Origin of the sequence: Bradyrhizobium niftali (genome assembly GCF_004571025.1) — a bacterium.
GTDB lineage: Bacteria > Pseudomonadota > Alphaproteobacteria > Rhizobiales > Xanthobacteraceae > Bradyrhizobium > Bradyrhizobium niftali.
The window spans coordinates 57650-77710 of the sequence record NZ_SPQT01000015.1; the positions used below are offsets into that span (position 1 = coordinate 57650).

Below are 20061 nucleotides of genomic sequence, written 5' to 3' on the forward strand. Positions count from 1 at the left end.
TTCTCACCCCGCGGAAAGACCTCCCCGGATTGCGCTACGCTCCATCCGGGCTACTGGCAGCCATGCGCCGCGAGCGTTGACAACTACGAGTGCGGGAGTAGTTTTTTTTGCCAACAGAGCGGGAGCAACCGCTCGCGGTCCGCGGGAGAAAACGCCATGACGATCGCCATCCGGCAGCTTCAGACGCATTTTGCGAGCGAGGTTTCCGGCCTCGATTTGCGAAAGCCGCTCACGCCGGATGAGGCCCGCGAGGTCGAGTCCGCCATGGACAAATACGCGGTGCTCGTTTTCCACGACCAGGACATCACCGACGAGCAGCAGATGGCTTTCGCGCTGAACTTCGGCCAGCGCGAGGATGCACGCGGCGGCACGGTCACCAAGGAGAAGGACTACCGGCTGCAATCCGGCCTGAACGACGTCTCCAATCTCGGCAAGGACGGCAAGCCGCTGGCCAAGGACAGCCGCGCGCACCTGTTCAACCTCGGCAATTGCCTCTGGCATTCCGACAGCTCGTTCCGCCCCATTCCCGCAAAATTCTCGCTGCTGTCGGCGCGCGTCGTGAACCCGAAGGGCGGCAACACCGAATTCGCCGACATGCGCGCCGCCTATGACGCGCTGGACGAGGAGACCAAGGTGGAGATCGAGGACCTCGTCTGCGAGCACTCGCTGATGTATTCGCGCGGCTCGCTCGGCTTCACCGAATACACCGACGAAGAGAAGCAGATGTTCAAGCCGGTGCTGCAACGCCTGGTGCGCACCCATCCCGTCCACCGCCGCAAGTCGCTGTATCTCTCATCGCATGCCGGCAAGATCGTCAGCATGAGCGTACCGGAGGGACGGCTGCTGTTGCGCGATCTCAACGAGCATGCGACGCAGGCCGAATTCGTCTACGTCCACAAATGGAAGCTGCATGACCTCGTGATGTGGGACAACCGCCAGACCATGCACCGCGTCCGCCGCTACGACCAGTCCCAGCCCCGCGACATGCGCCGCGCGACGGTGGCGGGGACGGAGCCGACGGTGCAGCAGCAGGCGGCGGAGTAGCGCTTCACACACCGAACGTGGTCATCGCCCAGCTTGACCGGGCGATCCAGTACTCCGAGACGGTTGTGATAGGTCCGATACGCTGCGGCGTACTGGATGCCCCGCCTTCGCGGGGCATGACAGCGAGGTTAACGCACGACAGCAGAAGGTGTTGCGACAGCTACGCGTGTCCCGCCTCGTTCGAGAGCATGCCGGGATCGATGCCGATCTTGCGGAGCGCGCGGCCGTATTTTTCGTCGACGTCGTCGCCGAAGATCAGGTCCGCATCCGCATCGCAATGCAGCCAGCCGTTGCTCTGGATCTCGGTCTCGAGCTGGCCCGGCGCCCAGCCGGCATAGCCGAGCGCGAGGATGGCGTGCTTGGGGCCGGAACCGTTGGCGATCGCGCGCAGGATATCGACGGTTGCGGTGAGGCAGACGCCGTCGTCGATCCGGAGCGTCGCGTTCTCGATGTAGAAATCGCTGGAATGCAGCACGAAGCCGCGCCCGGTATCGACCGGACCGCCGCGCAGCACCTTCATGCTTTCGGCGTTCTCCGGCAGCTTGATGTGCTCGCCCTTCCTGATGATGCCGAGCTGCTGCAACAGCTCGGGGAAGTCGATGCTGCCGGCGGGATGGTTGACGATGATGCCCATCGCGCCTTCGGCCGAATGGGCGCAGAGGTAGATCACCGAGCGCTCGAAGCGCGCATCGCCCATCACGGGCATGGCGATCAGGAGGCGGCCGTCGAGGTAGCCGGCCGAACTGGGGGGCGCGGGACCCGTGCTGCGGGTGCCTTCGCCCGTCCTCTTGCCTGTGGGAGCCATCGGTGAAGCACTCCGGTTTCAATTCCTATCCTGATGTTGGGCCCGGCCGCTGTCAAATCAAGGCTTGCAGAGACTTGATTCGAGTGCATCCATCACAAGCAATTCAATGGTTTGCCCCGGGTTGCCCCTGTAAAGACGTACCATGCTCACAAGAGTTCCCCTGCGTGCGGCGATCGGCGTCGCGACAACCCTGCTTGCGTCGTCACTGGCCCCCGCAGCTCGCGCCGACGACGCCTCGCCCTGGCAGCGCGACGGACATTCCGCGGTCCGGCTGTTGGCGGGATCACGCAGCGGCGCCGTATTGCTCGGCGGTATCGCCTTCCAGCTCCAGCCGGGCTGGAAGACGTACTGGCGTACGCCCGGCGACTCCGGCGTTCCTCCCCGGTTCGACTTCTCGAAATCGGAGAATGTCGAAGCGGTGACGGTCATGTGGCCGGCGCCGCTGAAATTCGACGACGGCGCGGGCGGCCACTCGATCGGCTATCGCGACCAGGTCGTGCTGCCCCTGCGCATCGTCGCCAAGGCCGCCGACAAGCCGGTGACCTTGCGCGCCGAGATCAATTACGCGGTGTGCGAAAAGCTCTGCATTCCTGTCGAGGCCAGCGCCGAGCTCGGCTTCAACAGCGTCGCCTCGACCGAGGACGCGAACTTGCGTGCAGCGCTCGACACCGTGCCGAAGCCCGCCAATATCGGCGACCCCAATCCGCTGACCATCCGCGACGTCAGGCGCGACGGGCCCAAGAACGTGGTGGTCGACGTCGTCGCGCCGGCGGATGCACGCAAGGTCAATCTGTTCGTCGAGGGGCCGACGCCGGATTGGTCGCTGCCGATCCCGGCACCGGTCGAGCCCAGCCCGCCCGGCGTGAAACGCTTCTCCTTCGAGCTCGACGGGCTGCCGCCGGGCGCCAAGCCCGACGGGGCGGCGCTGAAGTTCACGCTGGTCGCGCCGGAGAAGTCGTACGAGTTCAATACGAATTTGGAGTGACTGTCGTCCCGGCGAAGGCCGGGACCCATAGCCACCGAGCCTGGTTTGGCGAAGACTTGTCCTACGGGATTGTCACCGCACCCCATCGATAGATCACGCGGTATGGGTCCCGGCCTTCGCCGGGACGACACCGGTGACCCAACCGAATCTTAACGAATGGTTGCTAATTCCCGGGGTTACTGCAGCAAGGCTGCCGCTGCATGCGGGACGCCTGGGGATTCTTCGAATTGGCCGTGATGGATGCAGAACCCGCAACGAGCGGACCGGCCGGGCTGATCGCGCGGCTGCGGGCTAAGCTCTCGGGCGGATCGAGCGAAGCGTCGCTGACGCGGCGGCTGGCCGGCACCATCTTCATCATCCGCGTCGTCAGCGCGGGCCTTGCCTATTTTTCGCAGGTTCTGCTCGCGCGCTGGATGGGCACGTCCGACTACGGCATCTATGTCTATGTCTGGACCTGGGTGCTGCTGCTCGGCAGCATGATGGACTTCGGCATCTCGGCCTCCGCACAGAAGATCATTCCGGAGTATCGCACCAGCGGCGAGCACGCGCTGCTGCGCGGCTTTCTTTCCGGCAGCCGCTGGCTGACCTTTGCCGCCTCCACGCTGATGTCACTCGGCCTCGCCGGCATCGTCAAGCTGCTCTCGCCCTGGATCGATCCGGCCGAGGTGCTGCCGCTCTATATCGGCTGCATGACGCTACCCGCCTTCGTCGTCGCCAACACCCAGGACGGCATCGCGCGCTCGCATGACTGGATGCAGCTCGGCCTGATGCCGCAATTCATCATCCGCCAGGCGCTGATCATCGGCATCACGGCCTCTGCCTTCCTGCTCGGCTATCATCTCGGCGCGGTCGCCGCGATGGTCGCGAGCCTAGGTGCGGTGTGGATCGCGATGACCGGGCAGATGGTGGTGCTGAACCGCAAGCTCGCCGGCCATATCGCGCCCGGACCGAAGGCCTATGACGTGGGCGGCTGGCTCGCCGTCTCGCTGCCGATCCTGCTGGTGGAGAGCTTCTACCTGTTGCTGTCCTACACCGACGTGCTGGTGCTTCAGCAATTCCGCCCTTCCGACGAGGTCGGCGTCTACTTCGCGGTGGTGAAGACGCTGGCGCTGGTCTCGTTCATCCACTACGCGATGTCGGCGACGACAGCGCACCGCTTCGCCGAATACAACGCAGCTGGCGACAAGGCACGGCTGTCGGCCTACGTCGCGCATGCCATCAGCTGGACGTTCTGGCCGTCGCTGGCGGCGACCATCGTGCTGCTGGCGCTCGGCAAGCCGCTGCTCTGGCTGTTCGGGCCGCAATTCGTGGTCGGCTACGACATCATGTTCGTCGCCGCGATCGGGCTCGTCGTACGCGCCGCCATAGGGCCCGTCGAGCGACTGCTCAACATGCTCGGCCAGCAGAAGATGTGCGCGCTGGCCTATGCGCTGGCCTTCGTGATGAACGTCGTGCTCTGCATCGCGCTGGTACCGCGCTACGGCGGCCATGGCGCCGCGGCCGCGACCTCGATCTCGCTCAGCTTCGAGACGGTGCTCTTGTTCTGGATCGTGCGGCAGCGCCTCGGCCTGCACGTGCTGGCGTTCGGCAAATAGACCCCTCGCCTGCCCTGCCCCTTGGGGAACGCCTGTTGCGTCACAGGCTCGAGAACGAGGCGAAACGACTGCTGATCGGCAGCCGGTAGCATGATTTTTCTTATTTGGTCCAGGTAGTTGCCTCCCAGGGAAAATTTATTCTACGTCGTATTGCCCAATCGACGAGATAAACCTAAGATTCCCGGGACATGATTGATCCACTCTACGTCGCCTCCGGCTTCGGCGTCGGCCTGCTTGTCGGGATGACCGGCGTTGGTGGCGGCTCGTTGATGACGCCGCTGCTGATCCTGCTGTTCGGCGTCCATCCGTCCACCGCGGTTGGCACCGACCTGCTCTATGCCGCGGCCACCAAGACCGGCGGCAGCTTCGTCCATGGCTGGTCGCGCAGCGTGCACTGGCAGGCGGTGCTGCGGCTCGCCTGCGGCAGCCTTCCGGCAAGCGCCCTGACGCTGTTCGTGCTGTGGAAGCTCGATCTCAGGAGCGATTCCGAGCGCAGTCTCGTCAATCTCGTGCTGTGCTTCGCCCTGCTGCTGACCGCAACGTCCCTGATCTTCCGCAAGGCGATCATGGAACGCTACCGCAGGAAGCTGGAGCGCGTCGACGAGCGCACCACGGCGATTGCGACCGTGGTCACGGGAATCGTGCTCGGTGTGCTGGTGTCGATTTCATCCGTCGGCGCCGGCGCGGTCGGCGTGACCGTGCTGCTGCTGCTCTACCCGCGCCTGCCGATGGCGACCATCGTCGGCTCCGACATCGCCCATGCGGTGCCGCTGACGCTGGTCGCTGGCATCGGACATTGGGCGCTTGGCGACGTCGATTGGGCCCTGATGGGCGTGCTGCTGCTGGGCTCGCTGCCCGGCATCATCGTCGGCAGCTTCAGTGCGACGCGCGTCCCCGAGATGGTGCTGCGCCTGACGCTTGCCAGCGTGCTGTTCGTGGTCGCCGGCAAGATCATGTTTGCGGAGCTGAACCTGTCATCCGCGTTCGTGACGGCTCTGGCCTGGACGCATTAGGCCAGAGACGGCGCCCCACTCTCACTGTCGTCGCCCGGCTTGACCGGGCGACCCAGTACTCCGAGGCGTCTGTGGTTGAACCGACAGGCCGCGGCGTACTGGATGCCCCGCCTTCGCGGGGCATGACCGAGAGTTATGGGTTGACGCGAACTACTCCGCGGTCCAGCCACCGTCGATCGAGAGGTTGGTGCCGGTGATCTGCGCGGCATCGTCGCTGCACAGGAACAGCGCAAGTGCGGCGACCTGCTCGGAGGTGACGAACTCCTTGGTCGGCTGCGCGTCGAGCAGCACGTCGTTGATGACCTGCTCACGGGTGAGATTGCGCGCCTTCATCGTGTCGGGAATCTGCTTCTCGACCAGCGGCGTCCAGACATAGCCGGGGCTGATGCAGTTGCAGGTGATCTTGTGGGTCGCGACTTCCAGCGCCACGGTCTTGGTGAGACCGGCGATGCCGTGCTTGGCCGAGACGTAGGCCGACTTGAACGGCGAGGCGACCAGCGAATGCGCGGAAGCGGTATTGATGATGCGGCCCCAACCCTTCTTCTTCATGCCGGGCACCGCGGCGCGGATGGCATGGAAGGCCGAGGACAGGTTGATGGCGATGATCTGGTCCCATTTCTCCGGCGGGAATTCCTCGATCGGCGAGACGAACTGGATGCCGGCATTGTTGACGAGGACGTCGACCGAGCCGAAGGTCTTCTCGCCGAGCGCGATCATCCCGGCGATCTCGGCCGGCTTGGTCATGTCGGCGGGCGAGTAGATCGCCTTCACGCCGAAGTCCGACTCGATCTTCGCGCGTTCCTTCTCGATGTCCTCGGGCGAGCCGAAGCCGTTGATGACGACGTTGGCACCGGCCGCCGCGAAGGCGCGGGCATAAGCGAGCCCGATGCCGCTGGTCGATCCGGTCACGACGGCGTTCTTGCCTGACAGACTACCCATTCTATTCGCTCCTTTTTGCCGGGGGTGCGGAGACGTCCCCCGTGAGATCGTAGGTCACCATGGTCTCGCCGGATTGCGGCTGATCGAGCCAGTCCTTGTGGCGCATCGACAGATGCACGTCGCGCACGCCGGCTTCCCAATGCTCGACCATGGCCACGTGCGAGAAATCGTAATCCTTGGACGAGGATTCGTAGTTCTTGCTGCGATAAATCAGGTGCACCACGGTGACCGTGCTCTCACGAGCTGCCTTCGCAAGGAATTCGACGGAAGGGTCGTTCTTGAGGTAATCGGGCAATTTGGAAATCAGGTCGCGCACCGCCCTGCGGGCGTTGTGGATCTGCTTGTTCTTGTCGGTGTTCATCCGCGTGCGACTGGAGAAGCGGATGTCCTTCTCGCGCTCGGTGGCCTCCAGCAGCGAATTCGGCAGGTCGCCGCGGGCGCTGAACAGATCGACCTGGAAGATCAGCATGTCGCGAGCCAGCTCGGCATCGAGCACGTAATCGAGCGGCGTGTTGGAGGCGATGCCGCCGTCCCAGTAATGCTCGCCGTCGATGACGACGGACGGAAAGCCCGGCGGCAGCGCGCCGGAGGCCATGATGTGCTCGGGACCGATCTTCTTGCCGAGTTTCTTGAACTCGTAATTGTCGAAATATTTGAAGTTGCCGGAGGTGACGCCGACGGCGCCGACGGAGAAGCGCGTCTTGAGGTCGTTGATGCGGTCGAAATCGACCAGCCGCTCCAGCGTCTTCTTCAGCGGCGCGGTGTCGTAATAGCTCTCCGCCTCGGGATGGCCCGGCGGCCACATCGGCGCGGGCGGCACGCGCGGGACGAAGAAGCCGGGCACGCCGAAGGTCGCGATCAGCGCGGCGCTGGTTGAGTTGAACAGCTCGCGGCTGTGGTCACTCTTGCCGATCGGCTTCCACGGCACCGGCGCCGACACCATCTCCCAGAATTCCTTCAGCCGCTTGACGCGGGTGTGGCCCTCATTGCCGGCGATGATGGCGGCGTTGACCGCGCCGATGGAGATGCCGGCGACCCATTCGGGCTCGAAGCCATAGCCGCACAGCGCCTGATAGGCGCCGGCCTGATACGAGCCAAGCGCGCCGCCGCCCTGCAAGACGAGGACGCGTTGCGCATTCGCGGGGACGCTGGCGGATTGCGGACTATGATCTGTCATCGGGGAACAATAGCAAATGGCGAGCCACCGTGGCGACAGTCCGCCGCGGCGTCAATGCACCCCGGGATCAAGTCTGGCTTATCGGGGATCCGTCGAGGCCAGGATCATGGTCCAGAACACCTTGTACTTGGTGTTCGGAGCATAGCCGGCCGCTATGCCCAATTTTGTGACACCGCTCTTGAGCATGTTGGCCCGGTGCGGGGGCGAGTCGCGCCAGCCGGAAAACGCTTCCGCCAGCGTATGATAGCCCGCCGAGACGTTTTCGACCGCCACAGTCGCAGGATAGCCGCCGGCGCTGAGCCGCTTGGCCAGGGGCGCGCGGACGTCATGGTCCATCTTGTTGGCCGCAGCCATCGCCTGGGACTGGGATTCGGCGAGCAGCATCAGGTCGGGGTCGATCACGACGGTGCCGAGGGCGTTGTTCTGGCGGTATTGCGAGATCATCACCGCGGCCGCCTGCGCGTCGAGCTTGGCGCCCGGAACCGCCATATCGGCATACATCGACGGCTGCTGGACCGGCGCTTCGTTGCCGGCACAGCCGGCGAGCAGCAAAGTGATTGATATTGCGGCCGCAGCGCGCATGAATCGGGGCCCCCAAATGAAGGGCCGTTGTTGCATACCAACCGTGGCTGAAAGGTGAATTTTGCGGAAAATCGTGCTCGTCATTCCGAGGCAGTGCGCAGCACTGAACCCGGAATCTCGCTCTATATTCTCGAGATTCCGGGTTCGCGCTGACGCGCGCCCCGGAACGACGATGCCTTAGCCCGCAAATATCCGGTAGCGGCGAGGCTCGAGGCCGATCCTGTCGCCGACATGCAGTTCCCTGTCGCGGGGGGCATCGATCTCGATGGTCTCGCCGCCTGACAGCGCCACCTCCGCCCGCTGCACCGGCCCGAAATTCCGGACGTGCTGCACGGCGCCTTCGAAGGCGCCGCTGCCGGGCGGGCCGACCAGCATGTCATGTCGCCGCACGAACAGTTTCGACGCGCCAGGAGCAAGGCCGTCTGCCGCAAGCTGGAGCGGCCGGTCGCCGAGCTGGACTACGCCGTTGGCAATCTGGACCGGAAGCTCGATGGATTCGCCGATGAAGCCGTGGACGAAGGCGGTCGCGGGGCTCTCGTAGACGTCATCGGGCGAGCCGATCTGCTCGATCCTGCCCTTGTCCATCACCACGACGCGGTTGGCGACTTCCAGCGCCTCCTCCTGGTCGTGGGTGACGAAGATCGAGGTGACGTTGATCTCGTGATGCAGCGAGCGCAGCCATCGGCGCAGCTCCTTGCGCACCTTGGCATCGAGCGCGCCGAACGGCTCGTCGAGCAGCAGGATGCGCGGCTCGATCGCAAGCGCACGGGCAAGCGCGATGCGCTGGCGCTGGCCGCCGGAGAGCTGGCTCGGATAGCGGTCGGCGAGCCAGTCGAGCTGCACGAGATCGAGCAGCTCTTTCACCCGGGCGCGGATCGCGGCCTCCTCTTTCCGGACCGCGCGCGGCTGCACGCGCAGGCCGAAGGCGACGTTCTCGAACACTGTCATGTGGCGGAACAGCGCGTAGTGCTGGAACACGAAGCCGACGTGCCGCTCACGCGCGCCTTGCGCCAGTGCGTCCTCGCCGTTGAAGGAGACTTCGCCCGAATCCGGCCAGTCGAGGCCGGCGATGATCCGCAGCAGCGTGGTCTTGCCGGAGCCCGAGGGTCCGAGCAGCGCCAGCAACTCGCCATTGTCGACCTTGAGGTCGACGCCGTCGAGGGCGGCAAAACTGCCGAACTTCTTGACGAGATTCCTGACTTCAATGGTCACTTGCGTCCTGTCCTTCGTCCAGATGACGTTCGAGAACGGTTTTTGCGATCAGCGTGATCAGCGCCAGCATCGCCAGCAGCGAGGCGATCGCGAAGGCGGCGACGAACTGGTACTCGTTGTAGAGAATCTCGACCAGCAGCGGCATGGTGTTGGTCTCGCCGCGGATGTGGCCCGACACGACCGACACCGCACCGAACTCGCCCATCGCGCGCGCGTTGCAGAGCAGGACGCCGTAGAGCACGCCCCATTTGATGTTCGGCAGCGTGACGCGGAAGAAGGTCTGCAGGCCGGAAGCGCCGAGCGAGATCGCGGCTTCCTCTTCCTGCGTGCCCTGCTCCTGCATCAGGGGGATCAGCGCGCGCGCGACGAAGGGGAAGGTCACGAAGGTGGTCGCGAGCGCAATGCCGGGCACCGCGAACAGGATCTGGATGTCGTGATCCCTAAGCCAGCCGCCGAAATAGCCCTGCGCGCCGAACAGCAGCACGAAGACGAGGCCCGAGATCACCGGGCTGACCGAGAACGGCAGGTCGATCAGCGTGATCAGGAAGGTCTTGCCGCTGAAATCGAACTTGGCAATGGCCCAGGCGGCGACGAGGCCGAACACGAGATTGAGGCCGACCGAGATCGCCGCGACCAGCAGCGTCAGCTTGATCGCGGCCAGCGCCTCCGGCTCGGCGAGCGCGGCGAGATAGGCGAGGATGCCCTTCGAGAATGCCTGCGCGAACACGACGACCAGCGGCAGCACGACGAAGACCGAGAGGAACAGCACCGCCAGCGTGATGATGACGATGCGCACCGCCCTCGGCTCGGTGCGAAGGTTGTCACGCGCCGCCGCCGCGTGCGCGCGCGCCTTCGCATCGGGCGAGGAGAGCGAAACGGAATCTGCGATCTGCATCGTCATCGCATCCTCCTCAACGCGCCGGGATCCGGCTCTGCGCCCAGCGCTGGAGCCGGTTGACGGCGAAGATGACGACGAAAGAGACGACGAGCATGACCACCGCGATGGCGGTCGCATCGGCGTAGCGGAATTCGGAGAGCCGGATCACGATCAGCAGCGGCGCAATCTCGGAGACGTTCGGCAGATTGCCGGCGATGAAGATCACCGAGCCGTATTCACCAACGGCGCGCGCAAAGGCGAGGGCGAGGCCGGTGAGCAGCGCCGGTCCGAGCGAGGGCAGGATCACGCGGCTGATGGTCTGCCAGCGGCTCGCGCCCAGGCTGCCCGCGGCCTCCTCGATCTCGGGGTCGAGATCCTGGAGCACCGGCTGCACGGTGCGCACCACGAAGGGAATGCCGATGAAGATCATGGCGACGAAGATGCCCACCGGCGTGAACGCCACCTTGATGCCGAGCGCCGCGAGCGGCGCGCCCAGCCAGCCCTTCTCGGCGAACAGCGCCGTCAGCGCAACGCCGGCAACCGCCGTCGGCAGCGCGAAGGGCACGTCGACGATGGCGTCGAAGATGCGCCGGCCGGGAAACCGGTAGCGCACCAGCGCCCAGACGATGATGCTGCCCATCACCAGATTGACGCAGGCCGCCGCGAAGGCGAGGCCGAACGAGACCCGCAGCGCGTTCAGGGTACGGCGGCTGGAGAGGATGTTCCAGAACTGCTCGGGGCTCAGCTCGAGCGATTTCAGGAACAGGCCGGCGAGCGGAATGAGGATGATGATCGACAGCCAGGAAAGCGTCAGTCCCATGGTGAGACCGAAGCCCGGCAATGTCCGTCGTCGTGCTACAACTGCGCTCACCAGGCCCCCTGCTAAAGCCTCCTAAAACGGCGCCCGATCAGTTCTTGTAGATCTGATCGAAAATGCCGCCGTCGGCAAAATGTTCCTTCTGCGCCTTGGTCCAGCCGCCGAAAACGTCGTCGATGGTGAAAAGCTCGACCTTCGCGAAGGAGTTTTCATATTTTTTGGCAATCTCGGCGTCGCGCGGACGGTAGAAATTGCGCGCGGCGATCTCCTGGCCCTCCTTGGTGTACCAGTACTGGAGGTAGGCGTCGGCGGCGTTGCGGGTGCCTTTTTTATCGGCAACCTTGTCGACGATCGCGACCGGCGGCTCGGCGAGGATCGATTGTGGCGGCGCGACGATCTGGAATTTTTCCGGACCGAATTCCTTGAGCGCGAGATAGGCCTCGTTCTCCCAGGCGAGCAGCACGTCGCCGACGCCGCGCTCGACGAAGGTCACGGTGGCGCCGCGCGCGCCGGTATCGAGCACCGGCACCTGCTGGTAGAGTTTGCCGATGAAATCCTTGGCCTTGTCGGCTGATCCGAATTTCTTCTGCGCGAAGCCCCAGGCCGCCAGATAGTTCCAGCGCGCGCCGCCCGACGTCTTCGGGTTCGGCGTGATCACGGCAACGCCCGGCTTGAGCAGGTCGTCCCAGTCCTTGATGCCTTTCGGGTTACCCTTGCGCACCAGGAACACGATGGTCGACGTGTAGGGTGATGAATTCTGCGGCAGACGCTTCTGCCAGTCGGCCGTCGTGAGGCCCTTGCTCGCGATCGCATCGATGTCATAGGCAAGCGCGAGCGTCACCACATCGGCCTGCAATCCGTCGATCACCGCGCGCGCCTGCGAACCGCTGCCGCCATGCGACTGCTTGATCTCGACGCTCTTGCCGGTTTCCTTCTGATAGGCACCCGCAAACGCCTTGTTGAACTCGGCATAGAGCTCCCGCGTCGGATCGTACGACACGTTCAACAGGTTGATGTCGGCGGCGAGAGCCGAGCTTGCCCAAAGCAGTCCTGCCACGAGCGGAACGATACGGCGCAGCATGTCCATCTCCATTCACCTCGACGACATCGACGTCATCGATGGCAGGCATAACTCGGGGCGAAACGCGCTTAAGTCAACGGAACCGGATTTTCTTGTTCGCGGCGTCGCAGCCTGACTGTGCTACGAAGTCTTCATCGTGTGAATGCCGCATTCTGTCTTGGCCCGGCCGCGCCAGCGACCGGCGCGCGCATCCTCGCCTTCGGCCGTTCTGCTGGTGCAAGGCATACACCCAACCGACAGGAAACCGGAGGCAGCCAGTGGATGACGCGGCAATTTGGCGCGGACGAAAATCGCATCGAGTTCCTCGCGCGAGACGTTGGCGAAGGGGTTGAACTTCAGCCGCGCGCCGTCGTCCTCGACCACCGGAATGTCGGCGCGCGCATTGCCCTGGAAGCGCTTGCGGCCGTTGATCCAGGCATCGAACGGCTTCAGCGCGCGCGCCAGCGGCTCCACCTTGCGGATGCGGCAGCAGGCGTCGGGATCGGAGAACCAGAGGTCGCGCTCGGGATCCTCGCGCGACAGCGTCTCCTCCGCCGGCTTGATCGAGCGAACGTCCTTGAGACCCAGCGTCGCGACCAGCGTGTCGCGATAGGCGAGCGTCTCCTCGAACAGCCAACCGGTGTCGAGGAAGATCACGGGGATCGCAGGGTCGACGTCCGCCATCACCTTCAGAAGCGTCGCGGATTCCGTGCCGAAGGACGACACCACCGCAAGCTTGTCGCGGCCGACCGTCTTCAGGGCCGCGGCGATGATCTCCGCGGGCGAGGCGTCGCGCAACGCGCGATCGAGCTCCTCGGCCGAGGGCAGCGCGGAAACGGACACCGGAGATAGCTGAGGCGCAATGGCGTTCACGTGCCGACACCTTCCGAGTGACGCAACTGCATGCGCCGGTGCAGCGCCGTGATGCGGCCGTCACCGGTCGGCTGGTAGAACACCGAATAGCGCTTTGCGGTCTGCATGAAGGCTTCCGCATCGGCCTGCTTCTTGACCTCGAAGGAATCGAAGCCCGCGCGCAGCATGAACACGAACTGGTCGCGCAGCACCTGTCCCGTCGCACGCAACTCGCCGCGATAGTTGTAGCGCTCGCGCAGCAGCCGCGCCTGGCTGTAGGCGCGTCCGTCGCGGAAGCTCGGGAACACCAGCGCGACGGCGGCGACCTTGCCGAGATACGGCACGAGCTCATCGATGTCGCGGTTGTTCGGCCAGATCACGCCGACCTTGCCGGCACGCTTGAGCAACGCATCCGCCTCACCGACGAAGCGCTCCGCCGGCACCAGAATGTCGCCGCCCTCGGGCAGCGGCGTGTCGACGGCCAGCTTGACGAAGCTGTCGTCGACGATTTTTCCGCCGTTAACGAGTGGCATAGACACGCTCCTTGAAGGGTTCGACGCCGAGGCGCTTCACCGTGTCGATGAACAGCTCCTCCGGACGCTCGCGCAGCGCGAGATAGGCTTCCACGATGTCCTCGACGACGTCGGCGACCTCGTCGAACTTGACGCCGGGGCCGATCAGATTGCCGAGCGCGGCGCCCTCGTCGGCGCGGCCGCCGATGGTGATCTGGTAAACCTCCTCGCCGTTCTTCTCGACGCCGAGGATGCCGATATGGCCGACATGGTGATGGCCGCAGGCATTGATGCAGCCCGAGATGTTGATGTGCAGCCGGCCGATCAGGTTGGCGAGCTCGTGATTGGCGAAGCGCCGCGTCAGCTCCTGCGCGATCGGGATCGAGCGCGCATTCGCCAGCGAGCAATAGTCGAGCCCCGGGCAGGCGATGATGTCGGTGATCAGATTGACGTTCGGGGTCGCCAGCCCGAGCTTGTCCAGCGCCTTCCACAGCGCCGGCAGGTCGCGCTTGGCGACGTGCGGCAGCGCCAGATTCTGCTCGTGGCCGACGCGGATTTCGCCGAAGGAATATTTGTCGGCGAGATCGGCGAGCGCATCCATCTGCTCGGCGGTGGCATCACCCGGAGGCGCGCCGATCGGCTTCAGCGAGATCGTGACGATGGAATAGCCCGGGTTCTTGTGCGCGGCGACGGAGTTCTTGCGCCATGCTTCGAAATCAGGATCGGCCGCGGCCTGCCGCAGTTCGTCCGGCATGTGCGGCAGCTTCTCGTACGCCGGATAGATGAAGCGCGAGCGGATGTCCTCGATCACCTCGTCGTCGATCTGGAGCGAGGAGTTGCGGATGTGCTGCCACTCGTCCTCGACCTCGCGGGAGAATTTCTCGATGCCGAGCTCGTGCACCAGGATCTTGATACGGGCCTTGTAGATGTTGTCGCGGCGGCCGTACTGGTTGTAGACGCGCAGGATGGCCTCGATGTAGCTGAGGAGATCGCGGCCGTGCACGAAGTGCTTGATGGTCTTGCCGATGAACGGCGTGCGGCCGAGACCGCCGCCGACCAGGACCTCGAAGCCGGTTTCGCCCTTCTCGTTCTTGATCAGGCGCAGGCCGATATCGTGGACCTTGATCGCGGCGCGGTCGTGGTCCGACGCGGTGATCGCGATCTTGAACTTGCGCGGCAGGAACGAGAATTCCGGATGCAGCGTGGTGTGCTGGCGGATCAGCTCCGACCAGATGCGGGGATCCTCGATCTCGCCGGGCGCGACGCCGGCCCACTGGTCAGAGGTGACGTTGCGCATGTTGTTGCCGGAGGTCTGCATCGCGTGGATGCCGACCTCGGCGAGATCGGCCAACGCGTCCGGCAGGTCCGACAGCTTGATCCAGTTGAACTGGATGTTCTGGCGCGTGGTGAAATGGCCGTAGCCCCGGTCGTATTTGCGCGCGACATGGGCGAGCGCCCGCAACTGGTTCGACGCCAGCGTGCCGTAGGGAATCGCGACGCGAAACATGTAGGCGTGGAGTTGCAGATAGACGCCGTTCTGCAGGCGCAGCATCTTGAATTCGTCCTCGGTGAGCTCGCCGGAGAGGCGCCGCTTCACCTGATCGCGGAATTCCGAGACGCGCTCGTTGACCAGCGTGCGGTCGATTTCGTCGTAAGCGTACATGAAGAATGCCCTACAGCTCTGCCAACGTTCAGACGGGCAAGCCGATCGTCACGCCATCGCGGCGAATCTGCTCACGCAGATTACCCGGCAGGATCTTGCCGGCCTCGTCGACTTGCACCGGCGCGATATAGGGGCCGATCGCGCCGACGTCATCGGCCACGGCCTCGGCGAGCAACGCTTTCGCGTCGTCCGAGTTTCGCACGATCGCGGCATCGGTCAGTTCCACGGACCAGCCCCTGGCAGCAGTGCGATAGACGACGACGCCGTCCCAGGTCCGGTTGGCGGTCACAACGGAGGGACCCGTAATTTTCAGTTTTTGTTGCAGAGGAGAGGTCATTCGGCAGCATCCAATAGGTCGGAGATGATTTGCTTGGGTGTTTGGCGGCGAAGCGAGCCGGCATGCCGGACCACGTCACCGATGATGAGGATGGCGGGACCGCCATGGGTCCGCCGCACGAGCTCGGGCAGGTCGCGCAACGTGCCGATCGCGCCTTGCGCATCCGGCCGCGTGACGCGGGCGAACACACCGACCGGCGTTTCCGGCGAGCGGCCGGCGGCGAACAGGCCGGCGCGGACGGCGGGTGCCGCGGTCATGCCCATGTAGACGACGACGGTCATTTTGGTGTCGGTCAGCGTCGACCAGTCCACGGCTTCCGCATCGCGCGCCTTGTGCGCGGTGAGGAAGGTGATGCGGGTCGCTTCATGACGATAGGTGAGCGGCACCTCGAAATCGGCGGCACCGCCGAGCCCGGCGGTGATGCCGGGAATGATCGAATAGGCAACGCCCGCCGTGCGCAGCGCTTCGACTTCCTCGCCGCCGCGGCCGAACACGAAGGGATCGCCGCCCTTCAGCCGCACCACGCGCTGGCCGGATTGCGCGGCCTCGATCATGCGCTTGTTGATGGCGTCCTGGCCGATACCGGGCTTGCCGACGCGGCGGCCGACCGCAACGCGCGTGGTGTCGCGGCGGATGCGGTCGAGAATTTCAGGCGAGACCAGCTCGTCATGGAAGACGATGTCGGCGTCCTGGAGCGCACGCAGCGCCTTGATGGTGAGGAGATCGGGATCGCCCGGGCCGGCGCCGACCAGCGCAACCGAGCCTTCCGGCTTGTCGGCACGCGCGAATTCGGAGGGATTTGAGATAGCCTTGAGCGCCGCATCCGCCTCGCCCTTGCGGCCGGCGAGCACGGAGGCGCCGATCGGGCCGTCGATGACGCGCTCCCAGAAGCGACGGCGCAGCGGAAACTCGGCAATGCGCTCGTTGATGGATTTGCGGAAACCGCCGATGAACTCGGCGAGTTCGCCGATGCGCGCCGGCAGCAGCGCCTCGATCTTCTCGCGTACGCGCCGCGCCACCACCGGGGACGTGCCACCAGTGCCGACCGCGACCACAACATCGCCGCGATCGACAATGGCCGGGAAGATGAAGCTGGAATGCTCGAGATCGTCCATGACGTTGACCGGCAGGCCGAGCGCCTTCGCCCGCGCCGACATCGCAACGCCGACATCGCCCGCACCCGCGCAGACGATGGCGATGACGCCTGAGAGGTCGGCGGTGAGCGGATCGCCGGTCGCGATCTCAACGCGCGCAGCGTCCTCGGAGCTGAGGGTCAGATCCCGATTGCCATCGATCGCATGCACGCGGATGCGCGCGCCGGCCGCAGTGAGCACGCGCAGCTTGGCGCGCAAAAGCTCACCCGCGCCGATGAGAACCACCGGACCGGCCTTGAGATCGAGGAACACGGGCAAGAACCGCATACGATACTCGCTTCCCCCACATCCGGGGTTGACTGGAATTATTTTCTATATATGTGTCGTTTCGAGCGCGCAAAGAGAAAATTTTTTCTTCTCTTCTGCGCTGCAACTATAGAATTTTCGCCTCCAAACGCAAAGTGGCAGAGATGCATCTTCTCAAGGACGATTCCGCAGCTGTCGGAGTGAGCAGCCCCGCCCTCGTCGGACGCTCGGGCTCGCAAGAATTTTCTGCTGATGTTGCGCCCAGCATGGACCATCTGGACCAGCTCGAGGCACAGAGCATCTACATTTTCCGCGAGGCCTTCGCCCGCCTGAAGAAGATCGCCCTGCTGTGGTCGCTCGGCAAGGACTCCAACGTCATGATCTGGCTGGCGCGCAAGGCGTTCTTCGGCCGCATGCCGTTCCCGGCCCTCCATGTCGACACCGGCAAGAAGTTTCCGGAGATGTATCGCTTCCGCGATCATTACGGCAAGGAGTGGGACCTCGACCTGCGCGTCGAGCCCTGCCCGCCCATCGATGCCGTCGACCCAACGCTGCCGCCGGCCGCCCGTTCCGCCGCGCGCAAGACCGAAGGTCTCAAGATGGCACTCGGCAAATACGGCTTCGACGGCCTGATCGCCGGCATCCGCCGCGACGAGGAGGCCACCCGCGCCAAGGAGCGCGTGTTCTCGCCGCGCGGCCTCGAAGGCAATTGGGACGTGCGCGACCAGCCGCCTGAGTTCTGGGATCATTTCAACGCCTCGCCGCCGCAAGGCGCGCATTTGCGCATCCATCCGATCCTGCATTGGACCGAGGCCGACATCTGGGCCTACACCAAGCGCGAGAACATCCCGATCATCCCGCTCTATCTGTCGCAGAACGGCAAGCGCTACCGCTCGCTGGGCGATCAGGACATCACCAACCCGGTCGTTTCGACCGCGTCGACCATCGACGAGATCCTGGTCGAGCTCGAGCAGACCAAGGTGCCGGAGCGCGCGGGACGCGCGCTCGACCACGAGACCGAAGACGCCTTCGAGCGTCTGCGCGTCGCCGGCTATCTCTGACCTCAGGACGCAACGCGGCCATGAACATGATCGTCACCCCCGCTTCGCCCGCGACCCCGAACGGCACTACGCGCCCGCAGGTCCGCATCGTCATCGTCGGCCATGTCGACCACGGCAAGTCGACGCTGGTCGGCCGCCTGCTGCACGAGACCGGCAGCCTGCCCGACGGCAAGCTGGAGATGCTGAAGGCCGTCAGCGCGCGGCGCGGCATGCCCTTCGAATGGTCGTTCCTGCTCGACGCGCTCCAGACCGAGCGCGACCAGGGCATCACCATCGACACCACGCAGATCCGCTTCCGCACCAATTCGCGTGACATCGTGCTGATCGACGCGCCCGGCCATGCCGAATTCCTGCGCAACATGATCACCGGCGCCTCGCAGGCCGACGGCGCGGTGCTGATCATCGACGCGCTCGAAGGCGTGCGCGACCAGACGAGGCGGCACGGCTATCTCCTGCATCTGCTCGGCGTGAAGCAGGTCGCGATCGTCGTCAACAAGATGGACCGCGTGGATTTCTCCGCCGAGCGTTTCAAGGAGATCAGTGACGAGATTTCGGCGCATCTGCAAAGCCTCGGCGTGACGCCGACGGCCGTGATCCCGATTTCCGCACGCGACGGCGACGGCGTCGCGATGCGCACCGACCGCATCGGCTGGTACAAGGGACCGACCGTGGTCGAGGCGCTGGACCAGCTCGAGCCGGCGCGGCCGCTGGAAGCGCTGGCGCTGCGACTGCCGGTGCAGGCGATCTACAAGTTCGACGACCGCCGCATCGTGGCGGGCCGCATCGAATCCGGCAGCCTGATTGCCGGCGACGAGATCGTGATCATGCCGGCCGGCAAGATCGCCAGGATCAAGACGGTCGAGAGCTGGCCGGCAACGCCGATTGCCGGACGTCAGGGCGCGGGCCGCTCGGTCGGCATCACGCTCGACCGCGAATTGTTCATCGAGCGCGGCGACATCGTCGCGCATACAGGCAGTGCCCCGCGCGAGACGCGCCGTCTGCGCGCGCGCATCTTCTGGCTGCACGACAAGCCGCTGGCCAAGGGCGACCAGCTCCTGGTCCGCTGCGGACCGAAGGAAAGCCGCGCCACCGTCGTCGCCATCGAGAAGGCGGTCGATCCCGGCGAATTGTCGAGCGTCGAGAACAAGGCGATCGGCCGCAACCATGTCGGCGAGATCGACATCTCTCTTTCGAATCCGATTGCCACCGATCCCTACACCGAGAATCCGCGTACCGGACGTCTCGTGATCGAGGTTTCCGGGCGCATCGCCGGCGGCGGCCTCGTGCTGTCGGTCGATGCCGGCCAGCGCGCCGAGCCCGTGGACATCGTGCCGGTGGAATCGGCGCTGCGGCTGGATGAGCGCTCCGCGCGCTACCGCCACAACGGTGCCGTGGTCTGGCTCACGGGCCTGCCGGCCTCCGGCAAGTCGACGCTGGCGAAGGCGCTGGAACGGCGGCTGTTCACCAATGGCGGCTCGCCGATCCTGCTCGACGGCGACACGCTGCGCGCAGGCCTCAACAGCGATCTCGGCTTCTCCGCCGCCGACCGCAGCGAGAACATCCGCCGCCTGGCTGAAGTCGCGACGCATCTCGCCCGCAACGGCCACATCGCGATCGTCGCCGCCGTCTCGCCCGCCCGCGAGGACCGCGCCACCGCGCGCCGCATCGCCGACACCGCGTTCCGCGAGATCCATGTCGCGACACCGGCCGGCGTCTGCGAGGAGCGCGACCCCAAGGGCCACTACAAGAAGGCCCGCGCCGGCGCGCTGGCGTCGTTCACCGGAATCGGCAACGACTACGAGGCGCCGCAAGCGGCCGAGCTCGTGATCGACACGTCGACACGGACAGTCGCCGAGGCGGTAGACGAGATCGAACAGATGCTGAAGACATCAGGCGTGCTGTTCGACGAAGTCGTGGATCTCGCCGCGAATATCTGACGGCCGCGCTTTCGCTGGTTCGCTCGCAGCATCCGCGCATGCAGTGCGTTCGCTCCCCCTTGCGGGGGAGGGTTAGGGAGGGGGGGCCGCACGGCACACTCTCTCATGTGAGCAAGAATTCCGCTCGACTCGGGACACAAGTTTTCCTGGGCTACCCCGCTCCCCCGCCCTCCCCCGCAAGGGGGGAGGGAGC

19 protein-coding genes are annotated in these 20061 nt (G+C 65.1%); 6 read left to right on the forward strand and 13 right to left on the reverse strand.

All coding sequences use genetic code 11. The annotated features are described in order from the left end of the window. The first annotated feature begins 156 nt into the window (after positions 1–156). Entirely contained in the window at positions 157–1044 is an 888-nt protein-coding gene (locus tag E4K65_RS24345; RefSeq protein ID WP_135176308.1) for a TauD/TfdA dioxygenase family protein, read from the forward strand. A gap of 160 nt (positions 1045–1204) precedes the next feature. On the opposite strand, the gene E4K65_RS24355 is transcribed toward E4K65_RS24345, so the two are convergent. Next, positions 1205–1849: a YqgE/AlgH family protein gene (locus tag E4K65_RS24355; protein ID WP_135176309.1), complete on the reverse strand. Its 645-nt coding sequence runs from the start codon at positions 1847–1849 to the stop codon at positions 1205–1207. A 142-nt stretch (positions 1850–1991) separates the two neighbouring features. Here E4K65_RS24355 and E4K65_RS24360 point away from each other — a divergent pair, with 142 nt between their 5' ends. From E4K65_RS24360 to E4K65_RS24370, 3 genes are all read left to right on the forward strand, one after another. Beyond that, positions 1992–2834 carry a protein-disulfide reductase DsbD domain-containing protein gene (locus tag E4K65_RS24360; RefSeq protein ID WP_135176310.1) on the forward strand — a complete coding sequence of 281 codons (843 nt, stop codon included), beginning with the start codon at positions 1992–1994 and terminating at the stop codon, positions 2832–2834. Between the two features lie 227 nt (positions 2835–3061). After that, a complete protein-coding gene (locus tag E4K65_RS24365) occupies positions 3062–4429 on the forward strand; it encodes a flippase (RefSeq protein ID WP_430649038.1) in 1368 nt (455 codons plus the stop codon). A 188-nt stretch (positions 4430–4617) separates the two neighbouring features. Then, on the forward strand, positions 4618–5442 hold the full coding sequence (locus E4K65_RS24370) for a sulfite exporter TauE/SafE family protein (RefSeq protein WP_135176312.1): 825 nt from the start codon (positions 4618–4620) through the stop codon (positions 5440–5442). 150 nt (positions 5443–5592) lie between these two features. Here E4K65_RS24370 and E4K65_RS24375 read toward each other — a convergent pair whose 3' ends face one another. From E4K65_RS24375 to cysG, 12 genes are all read right to left on the reverse strand, one after another. Beyond that, on the reverse strand, positions 5593–6381 hold the full coding sequence (locus E4K65_RS24375; RefSeq protein WP_027544210.1) for a 3-hydroxybutyrate dehydrogenase: 789 nt from the start codon (positions 6379–6381) through the stop codon (positions 5593–5595). 1 nt (position 6382) lies between these two features. Continuing rightward, positions 6383–7558: a DUF3734 domain-containing protein gene (locus tag E4K65_RS24380; RefSeq protein ID WP_135176313.1), complete on the reverse strand. Its 1176-nt coding sequence runs from the start codon at positions 7556–7558 to the stop codon at positions 6383–6385. 78 nt (positions 7559–7636) lie between these two features. Next, on the reverse strand, positions 7637–8140 hold the full coding sequence (locus E4K65_RS24385) for a CAP domain-containing protein (protein WP_027544212.1): 504 nt from the start codon (positions 8138–8140) through the stop codon (positions 7637–7639). A 177-nt stretch (positions 8141–8317) separates the two neighbouring features. Next, entirely contained in the window at positions 8318–9352 is a 1035-nt protein-coding gene (locus E4K65_RS24390; RefSeq protein ID WP_135176314.1) for a sulfate/molybdate ABC transporter ATP-binding protein, read from the reverse strand. Next, the gene (gene cysW / locus E4K65_RS24395) at positions 9342–10253 is read right to left on the reverse strand and encodes a sulfate ABC transporter permease subunit CysW (protein ID WP_135176315.1); all 912 of its coding nucleotides are present in this window, start codon (positions 10251–10253) and stop codon (positions 9342–9344) included. Before cysW ends, E4K65_RS24390 begins: the two co-directional genes overlap by 11 nt. A 10-nt stretch (positions 10254–10263) precedes the next feature. Further along, positions 10264–11070, reverse strand: coding sequence for a sulfate ABC transporter permease subunit CysT (cysT, locus tag E4K65_RS24400; RefSeq protein WP_404558918.1), 807 nt, complete (start codon positions 11068–11070; stop codon positions 10264–10266). 67 nt (positions 11071–11137) lie between these two features. Further along, a complete protein-coding gene (locus E4K65_RS24405; RefSeq protein WP_135176317.1) occupies positions 11138–12139 on the reverse strand; it encodes a sulfate ABC transporter substrate-binding protein in 1002 nt (333 codons plus the stop codon). 108 nt (positions 12140–12247) lie between these two features. Next, entirely contained in the window at positions 12248–12979 is a 732-nt protein-coding gene (locus tag E4K65_RS24410; RefSeq protein ID WP_135176318.1) for a phosphoadenylyl-sulfate reductase, read from the reverse strand. Beyond that, positions 12976–13491 (reverse strand): DUF934 domain-containing protein, encoded by a 516-nt coding sequence (locus tag E4K65_RS24415; RefSeq protein ID WP_011084296.1) that lies wholly within the window; start codon positions 13489–13491, stop codon positions 12976–12978. Before E4K65_RS24415 ends, E4K65_RS24410 begins: the two co-directional genes overlap by 4 nt. Next, the gene (locus E4K65_RS24420; protein ID WP_135176319.1) at positions 13478–15133 is read right to left on the reverse strand and encodes a nitrite/sulfite reductase; all 1656 of its coding nucleotides are present in this window, start codon (positions 15131–15133) and stop codon (positions 13478–13480) included. Before E4K65_RS24420 ends, E4K65_RS24415 begins: the two co-directional genes overlap by 14 nt. A 28-nt stretch (positions 15134–15161) precedes the next feature. After that, complete coding sequence (locus E4K65_RS24425; protein WP_135176320.1) at positions 15162–15470, reverse strand: DUF2849 domain-containing protein; 309 nt, start codon at positions 15468–15470, stop codon at positions 15162–15164. After that, positions 15467–16891 (reverse strand): siroheme synthase CysG, encoded by a 1425-nt coding sequence (gene cysG, locus E4K65_RS24430; RefSeq protein WP_135176321.1) that lies wholly within the window; start codon positions 16889–16891, stop codon positions 15467–15469. Before cysG ends, E4K65_RS24425 begins: the two co-directional genes overlap by 4 nt. 245 nt (positions 16892–17136) lie before the next feature. Here cysG and cysD point away from each other — a divergent pair, with 245 nt between their 5' ends. Both cysD and cysC read left to right on the forward strand, forming a co-directional pair. Then, complete coding sequence (cysD, locus tag E4K65_RS24435) at positions 17137–17931, forward strand: sulfate adenylyltransferase subunit CysD (RefSeq protein WP_027544222.1); 795 nt, start codon at positions 17137–17139, stop codon at positions 17929–17931. Between the two features lie 20 nt (positions 17932–17951). Beyond that, positions 17952–19868, forward strand: coding sequence for an adenylyl-sulfate kinase (gene cysC, locus E4K65_RS24440; RefSeq protein WP_135176322.1), 1917 nt, complete (start codon positions 17952–17954; stop codon positions 19866–19868). Positions 19869–20061: the final 193 nt, after the last annotated feature.